This window comes from Paenibacillus fonticola DSM 21315, from assembly GCF_000381905.1.
Classification (GTDB): domain Bacteria; phylum Bacillota; class Bacilli; order Paenibacillales; family Paenibacillaceae; genus Fontibacillus; species Fontibacillus fonticola.
The window spans coordinates 41,420-56,440 of record NZ_KB907280.1; the positions used below are offsets into that span (position 1 = coordinate 41,420).

A 15,021-nucleotide genomic window follows, 5' to 3' on the forward strand; every position below is an offset into this window, starting at 1 on the left:
AATAGGGCAGCACGGCCCACTGCGGAACGCGCTGCCCTACCTGATTACTTTTATTGACCCCTTTTCATTGGCTTTTGTACAGTGCCACTGCTTGCTGCCCATTGGCGACTGTATAGGCTAGCCGCTATTCCGCCTGACGGTTCCTCTCCAGCTCCAGGACCGCGGCATCGACGGCTTCTTGTCCCTGCAGCTCCACCTTCACAAGCGCCTCGTCCAGCGTAATTTCATTTTGCAGCAGGCTGTTCAGTATAGATTGGGCTGCCGTTTGAAAGGCAGCGACAATTTCCGCCTCGATTTCGGAATGCCCAGCAGTACGATTCGAATTCGCCTGCAGCGAATATAGAGGGGACAAATCGTGGTCGCCAGCAGGATGGATATACTCCGTCACGGCCGGCAATCCGTAATTAGGGTAGTTCGCCGCTACCAGACGGCTGTTAAGAGCATCGCCAGCGATAAATCTCACCAGCTCCATCGCTTCTTCCGGATGTTCCGAAGCCGAGGAGACCCCAAAATAATCGTAGATTTCATAGAAGTTGGTAATGTCCGGGTTCAACGGATCGACAGGGGCGGTTACCACCCCCCAATCAAACTCTGTACCCCCGTCAAAATGCGACAACACTTCAAAATCATAGGCGAGCGCATTTGAGCTGATGGTCATGGCTGCATGCCCGGTTAAAAAGGCCGGCCGCTGCATCGAGTCTGCGTCCTCTTCCTTGTCATAGACAGCTCCTGCGCGAAAAGCTTGTACTGCGGTCTCCCAGATGGACCGCCAGCGATCCGTATTCATCGTCACTTGCAGTGTTTTCGGATCAAGATATGACAGGCCTTCGGTTTCCCCCGCTTTTAAAATATAATTCATCGTCACGTTTCGTGAATAGTTCATCTGAATGCCATATAAGCGGCTGCCATCCTCATTTTCGGCAGGGACGCGCTCTGCCAAAGCAAATACATCGCTCCAAAGCATGCCGTCATGGGGATAGGGAAGCTGATATTTGTCGAAAATTTTCTTGTTAAAATAAAGCGCCTCGCTATGAAAAGCCGGGGCCAGCGCATAATAATGGCCGTCCTCGGAAGCGGAGGCAAGCAGCGTGGCAACGATGGGAGACAGCGCCCCGGAATTGGCGGTTTCGCCGAGGATGGCCGGGGGAATCTGTCTAAGCTTGCCTCTCTCGATTGCTGCTTTATACTGTTCGATTCCGTTTATATACATTACATCAGCTTCCGTATCGAAAAGATCATCATCGTCTCCTTCAAAGCCATCCTGAATGACCTGGATATTAATATGGGGATGCGCTTTCTCAAAAGCATAACCAAACATGACGTAAAATTGCTGTGCCGATGGATAGCTGACTGTTATCGTAACGGGCTTTAATGGCCGCGCACGCTGGCAGCCCGTAAGTGCATTCATGCCAAATGTTAAGATCACGATTATAAGCAGTATGCGTCTAGTGGACATCTAAGAATACCTCCTGATTAACTAAGGAAGGAAAGAATCCATCCTTAGATGTAATATTATTCCTGAACCTTTAAATTGTAAAATTTGGCGGCTGAATGCGTGCTCCGGGTGTGGCGGCTTTATTATGACTCAGGAATGTTTCCCCCTAGTTTTGGCAGTTCTGAAAATGCTGCGGTATAAGTGTCGAAAAGATGGAGAATTATAGGGACATCACACTTGCAACAGTGACCAAAATTGGTTAAAATATCAGTGGGACTTAAAAAGTTAACCCGGGACATTTTAAGACCAGAGGAGATGGAGAGATAGACGAAGCTTGCAGGAGTGGAAAGCATGCGAAATATTTTGGAAATGCAGAAGCAGCTTCTTCCAGATCTCATGGAAATTCTCAAGAAAAGGCATACCATACTTCACCAGATCATGTTATCGGATGTGATTGGTCGCAGAACCTTAGCACTTTCGCTAAACATGACAGAACGTGTACTGCGTGCCGAAACAGATCTCCTGAAGGCTCAAGGCCTGATTGAAATCGAGAATATAGGCATGAGGATTAGCGATTCGGGCAGGAAACTGCTAGAAGATATGGAGCCGATCGTAAAGGAAATATTCGGCCTCGCTAATTTGGAGGAGAAGATTCGTAAAGCCTTTGGATTGCGCAAAGTTGTGGTCATTCCTGGAGACTGGGAGACCTCTCCGCTGACGAAGCGGGAGCTCGGTCTGGCAGGTGCCAAAGCGCTGCTAGGGGCTATGCGCGGCGGGGACGTCGTAGCGGTCACAGGCGGCACAACGATGGCCGAGGTAGCGGAACAGCTGAATCCGCCGGCGAATGCAGCGTTCAAGCAAAATTGGTTCGTTCCAGCGCGCGGAGGACTCGGCGAGAGCCTGGAAATCCAGGCCAATACGATTGCTTCGGGCATGGCTAAGCGGGTTGGAGCAGGGTACCGATTGTTGCATGTGCCTGATTTGCTCGGCAAGGAAGCGTATCAGTCATTGGTGCACGACCCGAACATTCAGGATATCGTGAGCACGATTCGCCAGGCGCGGATTGTTGTACACGGCATCGGGGATGCTACGGAGATGGCCCGCCGCCGCAAACTCGACGCGGCGATGATCGAGGATTTGCAGAAGGATGGCGCGGTCGCAGAATCATTTGGGTACTATTTCGATGAAGAAGGCGTAGTTGTTCACAAAATGCTGACCCTGGGACTCCGTCTGGAAGACATCAGGAAGACGGACACGGTGATCGGAATCGCGGGCGGCAAAAGCAAGGCCAAAGCTATACACGCGGTGCTGCAGTTCGGACATGAAGACATTCTCGTCACGGACGAAGCCGCGGCAATGGACATCGTGAGCGAACTGGAGCAAAAAGAAAAACAGCAGAACAGCGTAACTTGATCGTTTTCGTCTAACCTTATTTACTCATGACTGCCTTATCGGGGGAGTCTTGAATAATAAAAAAACAAACACTGGGAGGAACTATCAATGAGTGTAAAAGTAGGTATTAACGGTTTTGGACGTATTGGACGTCTTGCTTTCCGTCGTATTCAAAACGTAGAAGGCATCGAAGTAGTAGCGATTAATGACTTGACCGACGCTAAAATGTTGGCTCATCTGTTGAAATATGATACAACTCAAGGCAGATTCGACGGCGATGTAGAAGTTCATGACGGCTTCTTCAAAGTTAACGGCAAAGAAGTTAAAGTTCTAGCTAACCGCAACCCTGAAGAGCTTCCTTGGGGCGAGCTTGGCGTAGACATCGTTTTGGAGTGCACAGGCTTCTTCACAACGAAAGAAAAAGCTGAGCTTCATTTGAAGGGCGGCGCGAAGAAAGTTGTTATCTCCGCTCCAGCTACAGGCGACATGAAAACTGTTGTTTACAACGTTAACCATGAAATCCTGGATGGAACAGAGACAGTTATTTCCGGCGCTTCCTGTACGACAAACTGCTTGGCTCCAATGGCTAAAGTTCTTCAAGACAAATTTGGTATCATTGAAGGCTTGATGACGACAATTCATGCTTACACAGGCGACCAAAACACGCTTGATGCTCCTCATGCGAAAGGCGATTTCCGCCGTGCTCGTGCAGCAGCTGAGAACATTATCCCTAACACAACTGGCGCAGCTAAAGCGATTGGTCTTGTTATTCCTGAATTGCAAGGCAAACTTGACGGCGCAGCACAACGCGTGCCTGTGGCTACAGGTTCCTTGACTGAGCTTGTAACTGTTCTTGAGAAACAAGTTACCGCTGATGAAGTTAACGCAGCCATGAAAGCTGCTTCCGACCCAGAAACTTACGGCTACACAGAAGACGAAATCGTATCTTCCGATATCAAAGGAATCACTTTCGGTTCCCTGTTCGATGCTACGCAAACTAAAGTACTTACCGTTGGCGACAAACAACTGGTTAAAACTGTAGCTTGGTACGACAATGAAATGTCCTACACTGCTCAACTCGTTCGTACATTGGAGTACTTTGCAAAAAAAGCGAAGTAATTCCTTCTGAATAAAATCCGAAATAACAAAGAGGAGCGACCTGACCGCAGGACTCCTCTTTGGTTCATGAACGAAATGAATTACAAATTTAAGGCTTTTCTAGTTAGAAGCCTCTTTTATTGAAGTTATAGAATCGACATTCACACACACAAATATAGAGATATAAGCACGCTTAGGAGAGAAATCATTCAAGAGAACGAAAGTGGCGCGACAATGGCATTTGCAGTGCCTTGGCGCAAACCTTAGGAGGAATGTGGAGATGAACAAGAAAAGTGTACGTGATGTGGAAGTAACCGGCAAACGCGTGTTTGTCAGAGTCGATTTCAACGTCCCCGTTCAGGATGGCAAAATTTCCGACGATACTCGTATTCGTGAAACGCTGCCGACAGTTAACTACTTGATTGAAAAAGGCGCAAAAGTAATTTTGGCCAGCCATATGGGCCGTCCTAAAGGCCAAGTGGTAGAATCCCTGCGCTTGAACCTGGCTGCTGAGCGTTTGTCCGAATTGCTTGGCAAAAAAGTAGCGAAAGCAGACGAAGCGATTGGCGAAGCCGTGAAAGCGCAAGTAGCTTCCTTGAACAATGGCGATGTACTTGTATTGGAAAACGTTCGTTTCTACCCAGGCGAAGAGAAGAACGATCCAGAGCTTGCGAAGCAATTCGCGGAGCTGGCAGATCTGTTCGTAAATGATGCGTTTGGCGCGGCTCACCGTGCCCATGCTTCCACGGAAGGCATCGCACATCACCTGCCAGCGGTATCCGGCCTGTTGATGGAGAAGGAGCTTGACGTTCTCGGCAAAGCCTTGTCCAATCCAGATCGTCCTTTCACCGCGATTATCGGCGGTTCCAAGGTTAAAGACAAAATCGATGTAATCGACAACTTGCTCAACATTGCCGACAACGTATTGATTGGCGGCGGCCTGACTTATACTTTCTTCAAAGCGCAAGGCCATGAGATCGGCAAATCGCTGCTGGATGACAGTAAGCTGGATGTAGCGCTTGGCTTCATCGAGAAGGCAAAGAAGCTGGGCAAGAACTTCGTACTGCCGGTAGACATCGTTGTAGCTGATGATTTCAGCGCAGATGCCAACAACAAAGTAGTAGACATCGACAGCATTCCTGCCGATTGGGAAGGTCTTGATATCGGGCCGAAGACTCGGGAAATTTATGCTGACATTATCAAAAATTCGAAATTGGTTGTATGGAACGGGCCGATGGGTGTATTCGAAATTGATACCTTCGCAAACGGAACCCGCGAGGTAGCTGAGGCTTGCGCATCGACAGAAGGCTATACGATTATCGGCGGCGGCGATTCGGCAGCGGCAACAGAGAAATTCAATCTGGCGGATAAAATGGATCACATCTCCACAGGCGGCGGCGCTTCCTTGGAATTCATGGAAGGCAAGGCGCTTCCGGGCGTTGTGGCTCTGAACGACAAGTAATTATTTAGCGATAGATAAAGGAGTGAACCGCATGAGAACACCGATCATTGCAGGGAACTGGAAGATGTTTAAAACCGTTCCTGAAGCAAAAGCTTTCTTCGAGGCGGTAAAAGGTAAAGCGGAAGTAGAAGGCGTAGAGAGCGTAATTTGTGCTCCTTATACAAACCTTCCGGTTTTAGTCGAGGCGGCTAAAGGAACGAAGATCAAAATTGGTGCGCAAAACCTGCATTTTGAAGATGAAGGTGCATTTACCGGTGAAATCAGCGGTGGAATGCTGAAGGATCTAGGCGTGGATTATGTCATTATCGGACATTCGGAGCGCCGGGCTTACTTCGGAGAGACGGATGAAATCGTGAATAAGAAAGTCCATGCTGCATTCAAGCATGGCTTGACTCCGATTCCTTGCGTTGGAGAGAAGCTGGAAGAGCGCGAAGCTGGCCAAACGAAGGATGTCGTTAAGGTGCAAACCGAAGCGGCGCTGAATGGATTGTCCGCGGAGCAGGCAGAGCAGGTTGTTATCGCTTATGAGCCGATTTGGGCGATTGGCACAGGCAAATCATCCACGGCTCAGGATGCGAACGAAGTGATTTCCTACATCCGCAGCTTAGTTAAAGATTTGTACAATGAAGAGGTTGCCGGCAAAATCCGTATTCAATACGGCGGCAGCGTAAAACCTGAGAATGTGAAGGAATATATGAGCGAAAGCGACATCGACGGCGCACTAGTCGGCGGTGCCAGCCTGCAGCCGGCTTCTTATATTCAACTGGTCGAGGGGGCGCAATAAATGGCAGCTCCAAGACCTGTAGCATTGATCATCATGGACGGCTTCGGGCTTCGGAACACAGTGGAAGGCAACGCGGTTGCCCAGGCTCACAAGCCGAACTATGACCGTTACCTGCAGCAGTATCCGAACACGACGCTGACCGCTTGCGGAGAGGCCGTAGGTTTGCCGGAAGGGCAAATGGGCAACTCCGAGGTAGGTCACCTGAACATCGGTGCGGGACGTATCGTGTACCAGGACTTGACCCGGATTTCCAAATCGATCCGCGAAGGCGAATTTTTTGAGAATGAGACTTTGGTGGATGCTGTACGCAGCGCGAAGGCTAACGGGAAGAAGCTTCACTTGTACGGGCTTCTCTCGGACGGCGGCGTACACAGCCATATTGACCATTTGTTCGCGATGCTCGACCTTGCCAAGAAGGAAGAGATGAACGAGGTCTATATCCATGCATTCCTGGATGGCCGCGACGTGGCTCCGGACAGTGCGAAGGGCTTCATCGAGCGTCTGATTGCGAAAATCGAGGAAGTCGGAGTGGGCAAAATCGCCACAGTACAAGGACGCTACTATGCGATGGACCGCGACAAACGCTGGGACCGCGTGGAGAAATCCTACCGTGCTATGGTATACGGCGAAGGTCCGAAATATACCGATCCGATTACGGCAGTGACGGAATCCTACGAGAAATCGGTATTCGACGAATTCGTTATGCCAACCGTCATCGTAGACGGGCATGACCAGCCAATCGCGCTTGTCGAGTCCGGTGACTCTGTCGTGTTCCTTAACTTCCGTCCTGACCGGGCGATTCAATTGTCGAACGTATTTACGAACAAGGATTTCCAAGGCTTTGACCGGGGGCCGAAGTTCCCGCAAGGTCTGCATTTCGTCTGCCTGACGCTGTTCGCAGAAACGGTAGACGGTTATGTAGCCTACAAGCCGAAGGATCTGGATAATACGTTTGGTGAGGTTCTTGTGCAGCATGGGAAAACCCAGCTTCGTATCGCCGAGACGGAGAAATATCCTCATGTAACCTTCTTCTTTAGCGGCGGACGGGATGTTCAGCTGCCAGGCGAGACGCGGGTACTCATCAACTCGCCGAAGGTCGCGACTTATGACCTTAAGCCGGAGATGAGTGCTTATGAAGTGGCTGAGGCTGCGGTGAAGGAGATCGAGTCCGATAAGCATGACGCGATCATCCTGAACTTCGCGAACCCGGATATGGTTGGCCATTCCGGCATGCTGGAGCCAACGAAGAAAGCGGTCGAAGTAACCGACGAATGCGTAGGCAAAGTGGTTGATGCTGTTAAGGCAAAAGGCGGCGTCGTCATCATCATCGCCGACCACGGAAATGCCGATATGGTATTCGATGAGAACGGCCGTCCGTTCACTGCGCATACGACGAACCCGGTTCCTTTTATCCTGACCGATGAAAATGTTATACTACGTGATAGCGGCATCCTGGCGGATGTGGCGCCGACGCTTCTGGACTTGATGGGTCTGCCTAAGCCGGAAGAAATGACGGGCACCTCCATGATCGCCAGCCGTAAAGCCTAAGCTGCCAAGCATAGGTGCGCAAGGTTGTTATGGGAAGTAAGCGCAGCTGAATGCAAGGGTAAGTGGGCTGCGGCAAGTCACTTCAAGTGAATGATATTTAGTGTACGCAAAAGAGAGAGATGCAAGAGAATGCTTAGGCAGGTAAAAAACAAGCTAAGTACAGTAGCAAGCTAAGTGCAGTAGAAGAAGTTTTCAAATACGCATATAAAAGGAGACTATACAATGACTATTATTTCTGACGTATACGCTCGCGAAGTTTTGGACTCTCGCGGTAACCCGACAGTAGAAGTTGAAGTATATCTGGAGTCCGGCGCAATTGGCCGTGCTATCGTTCCTTCCGGCGCTTCCACTGGCGCTCACGAAGCGGTTGAGCTTCGTGACGAAGACAAATCCCGTTACCTCGGTAAAGGGGTATTGAAAGCTGTTGAGAACGTAAACGAAATTATCGCTCCTGAAGTAATCGGCATGGATGCTCTGGATCAACTTGGCATCGACAAGCTGATGATTACTTTGGACGGAACACCTAACAAAGGGAAGCTCGGCGCAAACGCGATCCTGGCTGTGTCTATGGCTGTAGCTCGTGCAGCAGCTGACGCTTTGGATCTTCCATTGTATGTTTACCTTGGCGGATTCAACGCGAAGCAGCTTCCAGTTCCAATGATGAACATCGTAAACGGCGGCGCGCATGCGGATAACAACGTAGACGTGCAGGAGTTCATGGTTCTGCCTGTAGGCGCACCTACTTTCAAAGAAGCACTTCGCGTAGGTGCTGAGATTTTCCATAACCTGAAATCCGTACTTAAAGCGAAAGGCCTGAACACAGCTGTAGGTGACGAAGGCGGCTTCGCTCCTAACTTCTCCTCCAATGAGGATGCTCTGTCTTCCATCATTGAAGCGATCGAGAAAGCAGGCTACAAACCAGGCGAAGACGTTGTGCTTGGTATGGACGTTGCTTCTACTGAGTTCTTTAAAGACGGCAAATACCATCTTGAAGGCGAAGGCAAATCGTATACTCCAGCTGAGTTCGTTGATTTGCTGGCTTCTTGGGTGGATAAATACCCAATCGTTACGATCGAAGACGGCTGTTCCGAGGACGACTGGGAAGGCTGGAAATTGCTCACTGAGAAATTGGGCAACAAAATCCAACTGGTTGGTGACGACCTGTTCGTAACAAATACCGAGCGTCTGGAAAAAGGAATCAAAGACGGTATCGGTAACTCCATCCTGATCAAAGTAAACCAAATCGGTACGCTGACAGAAACCTTCGACGCGATCGAAATGGCAAAACGCGCTGGCTACACAGCAGTGATTTCCCACCGTTCCGGCGAGTCCGAGGACAGCACGATCGCTGACATCGCTGTAGCGACAAACGCTGGCCAAATCAAAACGGGTGCACCTTCCCGTACTGACCGCGTTGCGAAATACAACCAATTGCTTCGTATCGAAGACCAATTGGGCGAACTGGCTCAATACAACGGCTTGAAATCCTTCTACAACCTGAAATAGTAGCAGTGGATGCATAGCTTAAGCTTATAATGCAAACTATAAATCTCCCCCTCGTCTGTAAAGATCGTGGGGGAGATTTTTTTAGTTGATTTTTTTTGGAGTTGTTCGATGAGTGGGCCCTTTGCGGGGAGATTAAGCATCTACGAAGATGCACCCATGAAGATGCACCCACGATGATGATTAATCATCTGTGAAGGAATGAAGACTATATGCGGAATAGTGAAGACTAAATGCGATAGAAAAAGTGAAGACTAAATGCGAAATTAGTGATGAAAATCAGTGATGTAAATAAGTAATGCAAATAAGTGATGCAAGTAGTGATGCGTAATAATGAGCAATCAAAAACTGAAAAACTGCTCTCAATAACTGGATCGATTCCATGTTGTTATTCCTTGGTTGTCATGATATAATAATAGTGCTGTTTTTGTATCTGTGATGATTAAGTATGTATAATTATATTGCGTGAAGGAATTAGGTTGGTTCGCTTAGGAGGTGGATACAATGGAAATGTTTTTGAAAGTGTTGCTTATTATTTTTTCCATCGGTGTAGTTACGGCAGTTCTACTGCAAGAAGGTAAGAGTGCCGGTCTGACTGGTGCCATCTCCGGGGGAGCGGAACATCTGTTTGGCAAGGCCAAAGCACGCGGCATGGAGCTCGTTCTGGAACGGATCACGATTGCTGTAGCTGCAGGGTTTTTTATCTTATCGATCGCTGTTGCGATTGTCATGGAATAGTGGGTCATACGAGAGTCTTCGTTCTTGGTGGAACGAAGGCTTTTTTTGTCTTGGCGGGGAGGCAGGGCGGCAGAAGGCGGAAGCGGAGGGTAGAAGCGGCAGGGCAGAAGCTAAAGAAGTATGGGTAGACTAAAAGACAGCAGCCGAGTGCAAGAAGCTAAAAGAGAACAGTTAAAGGCGACAGCTAAAGGCAGTATGATTAGGCCCGATCTAAAAGAAAGTAGCCGAGTGCAAAAAGCAAGGCAGTAGCGGAAGAATTTAGCGCAATAGCCGGAAGTAGTGAAGACAGCAGCGGAAGGCCGCAGCCTCATGAGGATGCTTGCGCCATGCGCTCGTACCGATGCGCAGCTCCCTTCGTGCGGGTGTTTTGCTGCATTGCCGGCGGTCGGTTGACCACACCGGGAGCAGCGATGATGCACAAGTGAAAGGTCAACTGTGAGTGTGCCAGAAGTAAGTGCCTGTGAAGTACGCTGCCCGGCCCTTTTCCGGTTTTTGCCGGCTCTTCGGCGAACCGTTGGTCATTTTCCCACTTTTTAAGTGAGGCGGATGCGGAAGATTAATTTCGTGTATACTAGGGTATATACATGAAGGGTATTCATGGAAATTATTGATCAAAAAATACATACCGGTTGAGGACAAGCCGAGCCGGGCCGAGGTGAGTTTATGGTAACAGAATCAGAGTTGCTTGATTTTATGCGGGAGACCGCTTATAAACCGATGACCTATCAGGAGCTTGAAGGTCATTTCCATATTGCGGACGCGAAGGAGTTCAGGGAGTTCCTGAAGCTGTTGAACCGCTTGGAGCAGGAAGGAAAAATTATACTTACGCGAACTCACCGTTACGGCATGCCGGAGCGGATGGATTTGGTACGAGGGCGGCTGCAGGCGCATGCCAAGGGCTTCGCTTTTCTTATTCCAGAGGATCGTGAGCACCCTGACGTATACATTCATGCCAATGACCTTAAAAGCGCCATGAACGGCGATATCGTGCTCGTGCGCGTTAATTCCAAAAGCGTGAGCGGCGGTAAGCTGGAAGGCGAGGTCGTGAGGGTTGTTACTCGAGCCATCACCCAGGTTGTAGGTGTTTTTCAAAATGAAGAGGCCTATGGCTTTGTCATCCCGGATGATAAGCGGATAAATCGCGATATTTTTATTCCAAAAGAAGGATTTAACGGCGCGGCCAATGGCCAGAAGGTCGTAGTAAGGATCGTGCAGTATCCGGAGGGAAGAGCTGCGGCTGAAGGGGAAATTATCGAAATTCTCGGGCATAAGGACGACCCGGGTGTCGATATTTTGTCGATTATTCGCAAGCATCAATTGCCGGAAGCTTTTCCGGAAGATGTGATGGAAGAGGCGATGAACGTCCCGGACGAGATCGACCCGGCGGAAATAGCCAAGCAAGGGCGGCGCGATCTGCGGGATAAGGTTATCGTGACGATCGACGGTGAGGATGCGAAGGATCTGGACGACGCGGTGAACGTGGAGCGTCTGCCGAATGGCAACATCAAGCTGGGTGTGCATATTGCCGACGTCGGCTATTATGTGCGCGAGAAATCGAAGCTGGATCAGGAGGCGTATAACCGCGGCTGCAGCGTGTATCTGGTTGACCGGGTCATCCCGATGCTGCCGCATCGGCTGTCGAACGGTATTTGCTCCCTGAATCCGAAGGTAGACCGGTTTACGCTGTCGTGTGAAATGGAATTCAACGACCAGATGAAGGTCATGAAGCATGATATTTTTACAAGTGTAATTCGCACGAAGGAACGGATGACCTACACGAACGTCCGCAAAATTGTGGAGGACGAGGACCCAGAGGTAATAGAGCGCTACAGCGACCTGGTCGACATGTTCCGCCTGATGAAGGAACTGGCGCTCAAGCTGCGGAGCAAACGGATGCGCCGCGGGGCGGTGGATTTTGACTTCGAAGAAGCGAAGGTCATCGTGGACGAGAACGGCAAGCCGACGGATATCGTCAAAAGAGAGCGCTCGGTCGCAGAGCAAATCATTGAGGAGTTTATGCTGGCCGCTAACGAAACGGTGGCGGAGCATTTTCACTGGCTGAAGGTGCCGTTCATCTACCGGATCCATGAAGACCCGGATCAGGAGAAGCTGCTCAATTTTATGATGTTTGTCGCTAATTTCGGCTACACGGTCAGGGGCGGCAAGGGAGATCGCGTCCATCCGCGCGCGCTGCAGACGCTGCTGGAGGATATCCAGGGAACGAAAGAGCAGACGGTCATCAGCACGATGATGCTGCGTTCAATGAAGCAGGCGAAATACGATGCGGAGAGCACAGGGCATTTTGGGCTTGCCGCCGAGTTCTACACGCATTTCACCTCGCCGATCCGGCGTTACCCGGATTTGGTCATTCACCGGGTGATCCGCGAGGTGATCGAGAACGGAGGGGCTCTGCCGGCTGCGCGGGAAGAATATTTGAACAGCCGGATGCAGGAAATCGCCCAGCAATCGTCGGAGCGCGAGCGGGTCGCTGTTGAGGCGGAGCGGGATACGGAGCAGCTGAAGAAGGCCGAGTTCATGCTCGATAAGGTCGGGGAAGAGTTCCATGGCATTATCAGCAGCGTGACGAGCTTCGGGATGTTCATCGAGCTGGAGAACACGGTGGAAGGCTTGATTCGTCTGAGTGCGATGACGGACGATTATTATCACTTCCATGAGCAGCATATGGCGCTGATCGGCGAGCGCACGTCGAAAATCTACCGCATCGGCGATGAGGTAGAGATTCGCGTGGCCCGGGTCAATATGGACGACCATACGATCGACTTCGAGATGGTCGATATGAAGCCTCGCAGTCGGGAGGACCGCTTCTTTGAAGGCGGCTTCGGCGGACGCGTGGGCGCCGGCGACGGAAGGCTGGGGCAGGGCGCAGGTAAAGGCGCCAAAGGTGGCAAAGGCGGTAAGAACGGTAAAAACGGCGGCAAAGCGGGCAAGAAGGCCGCTGCTAGCAAAGCTTTTGGCAAAGCAGGAAAAGGGAAAGCCGCTGGCGGCAAGGGCAAGGTTACAGCCGGCAGCGGCAAGCGCAGCAAGCGCGGCGCTAGCGCTGGAGCCGGAGCTGAAGCGGCCGTGGATGCAGGGCCAGCGGTGAGCTTTGGATTTGGCTCCGGCAAAGGCGGTTATGCCGCCGGGCCGGCGGCCACGAGCCGCAATGCGGGTGGCAGCAGCGGCGCGGGCAAGGGCTCGCGGCGGAAGAAGACGTCCGCGAGCGGGATCTTCATCGGCGGCGGCAGCACTGCTGCGCCGGGCGCCGATGGGAAGCCGCCGCGCAAGAAGCGTTAGCTCTTGCGCGTGCGGCGGCCCGCCCGCCAGACTTAGTCGGCGGGCGGGTTTGATTGGCCGCGGGCCGGTACGGCGCGGCCTTGGGCGGCGGCCCCCACGTGGTGGGGCCGCTTGTTGCGAGCGCCCTCGAGCTGTGCTCGGGCGCTCGCGGTGTGGCCGCCCACGCATAGCGGGGCGGCCTGTGGTTTGCGCCCGGTGGCTGTGCCCGGGCGGAAGCGGCGTGGCCGCCCACCAAACGTGGGCGGCCTGCGCTTGGTTTTGCGCCGCGCAGCGGTGCGCAAGCTCCTTGATTTTGGCGCAGGGAGTTGATACAATAAGTTTCTGGTAGGCTAGAGTTGGTGCCCTGGCAAAATTGGCGATGAGGAGGATGAACATGGGCAAGAAGAATGAAAGCAAAGTGTTGGCGCAGAACAAAAAGGCTTCCCATGATTACTTCATCGAGGATACCTTTGAGGCAGGGATGGTACTGACAGGCACCGAAATCAAATCAATACGCAACGGAAGAGCGAATATTAGCGATGCTTTTGCGACGATCCGTAACGGTGAGATCCACATTCACAATATGCACATCAGCCCGTTCGAGCAGGGGAATCGGCACAATCCGACTGATCCGACTCGTGCTCGCAAACTGCTGCTGCATAAGGCACAGATTAGCAAGCTGCTCGGCTTGTCCAAGCAGGAAGGGTACTCGATCGTGCCGCTAAAGATTTATATCCGCAACGGCTACGCCAAGCTGCTGATCGGCCTTGGTAAAGGGAAGAAGCAGTATGACAAGCGTGAAGCCGCTGCCAAGCGTGATGCGCAGCGCGATATTCAGCGCGTGCTTCGCGAAAAGCAGAAGGTTGCGCGGTAGAACCATTTTTAAACCGGGAATGTGGGCTGCTCCTGCTTATTATTAGGCTTGCTGTAAGGATATGGCGACTAAGTGGAAGGCTGAAGCTGAAGCTGGAGTTAGAACTAGCTTCATAGCTGCAGTACGCAAGAGCTGCTTGAGTCAATCGATCGACTGTTATTATGCGAATCATGGACTTTTCCAGTAGTACCAACAAGTTACGAAGCATAACTTTGCATCATGTGATATACTATTAGATGTAAGCAGCGTATAGCTGTTTGATGTTGCTAGAACGATAGCGATGCTAGTTTTAGTGACATCATGATAAAGAGTTAGCTCCTTTGCTTGAAGCTGACCGCTTAATCCGGGACGGCTGACTCGCAGGAACCTTTTTGCGGGGGCGTTTTTGGATTCGACGGGGGTAGATCGAGCATAGGTAGCGGGTAGTGGGGATGCGTCCGCTTTATCAACGCTAAAGCCAATTAAACGGCAAACAACAAACAAACTACGCTCTCGCAGCTTAATAACCTGCAGACGTGCTCTCGCTCTGTATCGCCCATGTACCGGGATGAGGGCCCAACTTTAGTGGGATACGCTGTCTAGTCTCCGCCTGCGGCTAGCTGAAGAAGACAAACAGGCTGACCCGAAGGGAATCCAGTGACAGGGAGTCTCTAGGGTGACATCAAAACTGTCACTACACCCGTAGAAGCTTATGTGGCGTTGCCTTCGGACAGGGGTTCGACTCCCCTCGCCTCCATAATTACTATTCGAAAAGATACCGAGAAGGTGTCTTTTGCCTTTTGAGAATTATACGATTTAATAAGTTGACGGTGTCAATAGATAATTGTATAATTTAGGTAACAGATCCCGCCCGCGCCTCTTAACAATGCGAAACTGGGCGGGCCATTTTATTTTTTACGGAGGTTTTGGCTATG

General features: G+C 51.0%; 10 protein-coding genes and 1 other RNA gene. 10 read left to right on the forward strand and 1 reads right to left on the reverse strand.

Translation table 11 applies throughout. The features are described from left to right. Positions 1-124 precede the first annotated feature (124 nt). The gene (locus tag G358_RS0126060; protein WP_019640205.1) at positions 125-1,456 is read right to left on the reverse strand and encodes an ABC transporter substrate-binding protein; all 1,332 of its coding nucleotides are present in this window, start codon (positions 1,454-1,456) and stop codon (positions 125-127) included. A 330-nt stretch (positions 1,457-1,786) separates the two neighbouring features. Between G358_RS0126060 and G358_RS0126065 the strand changes: the two genes are divergently transcribed. The 10 genes from G358_RS0126065 to ssrA all read left to right on the forward strand — a co-directional run bounded on the left by G358_RS0126065 (position 1,787) and on the right by ssrA (position 14,846). Continuing rightward, positions 1,787-2,848: a sugar-binding transcriptional regulator gene (locus tag G358_RS0126065; RefSeq protein WP_019640206.1), complete on the forward strand. Its 1,062-nt coding sequence runs from the start codon at positions 1,787-1,789 to the stop codon at positions 2,846-2,848. Positions 2,849-2,935: 87 nt separating this feature from the next. Continuing rightward, positions 2,936-3,946 (forward strand): type I glyceraldehyde-3-phosphate dehydrogenase, encoded by a 1,011-nt coding sequence (gene gap / locus G358_RS0126070; RefSeq protein ID WP_019640207.1) that lies wholly within the window; start codon positions 2,936-2,938, stop codon positions 3,944-3,946. 259 nt (positions 3,947-4,205) lie between these two features. After that, a complete protein-coding gene (locus tag G358_RS0126075; RefSeq protein WP_019640208.1) occupies positions 4,206-5,387 on the forward strand; it encodes a phosphoglycerate kinase in 1,182 nt (393 codons plus the stop codon). A 31-nt stretch (positions 5,388-5,418) separates the two neighbouring features. Beyond that, positions 5,419-6,171 carry a triose-phosphate isomerase gene (tpiA, locus tag G358_RS0126080; RefSeq protein ID WP_019640209.1) on the forward strand — a complete coding sequence of 251 codons (753 nt, stop codon included), beginning with the start codon at positions 5,419-5,421 and terminating at the stop codon, positions 6,169-6,171. Continuing rightward, positions 6,172-7,719, forward strand: coding sequence for a 2,3-bisphosphoglycerate-independent phosphoglycerate mutase (gpmI, locus tag G358_RS0126085; RefSeq protein WP_019640210.1), 1,548 nt, complete (start codon positions 6,172-6,174; stop codon positions 7,717-7,719). A 222-nt stretch (positions 7,720-7,941) separates the two neighbouring features. Continuing rightward, complete coding sequence (gene eno / locus G358_RS0126090) at positions 7,942-9,225, forward strand: phosphopyruvate hydratase (RefSeq protein ID WP_019640211.1); 1,284 nt, start codon at positions 7,942-7,944, stop codon at positions 9,223-9,225. Between the two features lie 501 nt (positions 9,226-9,726). After that, positions 9,727-9,960 carry a preprotein translocase subunit SecG gene (gene secG / locus G358_RS0126095; RefSeq protein WP_019640212.1) on the forward strand — a complete coding sequence of 78 codons (234 nt, stop codon included), beginning with the start codon at positions 9,727-9,729 and terminating at the stop codon, positions 9,958-9,960. A 663-nt stretch (positions 9,961-10,623) separates the two neighbouring features. After that, positions 10,624-13,254 (forward strand): ribonuclease R, encoded by a 2,631-nt coding sequence (gene rnr, locus G358_RS30925; protein ID WP_019640213.1) that lies wholly within the window; start codon positions 10,624-10,626, stop codon positions 13,252-13,254. A 373-nt stretch (positions 13,255-13,627) separates the two neighbouring features. Then, complete coding sequence (gene smpB / locus G358_RS0126105) at positions 13,628-14,107, forward strand: SsrA-binding protein SmpB (protein WP_019640214.1); 480 nt, start codon at positions 13,628-13,630, stop codon at positions 14,105-14,107. Positions 14,108-14,482: 375 nt separating this feature from the next. Next, positions 14,483-14,846, forward strand: a transfer-messenger RNA (tmRNA) gene (gene ssrA, locus G358_RS32690). Positions 14,847-15,021: the final 175 nt, after the last annotated feature.

Bases quoted from the DNA above. Each gene is read 5' to 3' on its own strand.
- G358_RS0126060 (WP_019640205.1), bottom strand. From the start codon at position 1,456: ATGTCCACTAGACGCATACTGCTTATAATCGTGATCTTAACATTTGGC.
- gpmI (WP_019640210.1), top strand. From the start codon at position 6,172: ATGGCAGCTCCAAGACCTGTAGCATTGATCATCATGGACGGCTTCGGG.
- smpB (WP_019640214.1), top strand. From the start codon at position 13,628: ATGGGCAAGAAGAATGAAAGCAAAGTGTTGGCGCAGAACAAAAAGGCT.
- eno (WP_019640211.1), top strand. From the start codon at position 7,942: ATGACTATTATTTCTGACGTATACGCTCGCGAAGTTTTGGACTCTCGC.
- tpiA (WP_019640209.1), top strand. From the start codon at position 5,419: ATGAGAACACCGATCATTGCAGGGAACTGGAAGATGTTTAAAACCGTT.
- G358_RS0126075 (WP_019640208.1), top strand. From the start codon at position 4,206: ATGAACAAGAAAAGTGTACGTGATGTGGAAGTAACCGGCAAACGCGTG.
- gap (WP_019640207.1), top strand. From the start codon at position 2,936: ATGAGTGTAAAAGTAGGTATTAACGGTTTTGGACGTATTGGACGTCTT.
- secG (WP_019640212.1), top strand. From the start codon at position 9,727: ATGGAAATGTTTTTGAAAGTGTTGCTTATTATTTTTTCCATCGGTGTA.
- G358_RS0126065 (WP_019640206.1), top strand. From the start codon at position 1,787: ATGCGAAATATTTTGGAAATGCAGAAGCAGCTTCTTCCAGATCTCATG.
- rnr (WP_019640213.1), top strand. From the start codon at position 10,624: ATGGTAACAGAATCAGAGTTGCTTGATTTTATGCGGGAGACCGCTTAT.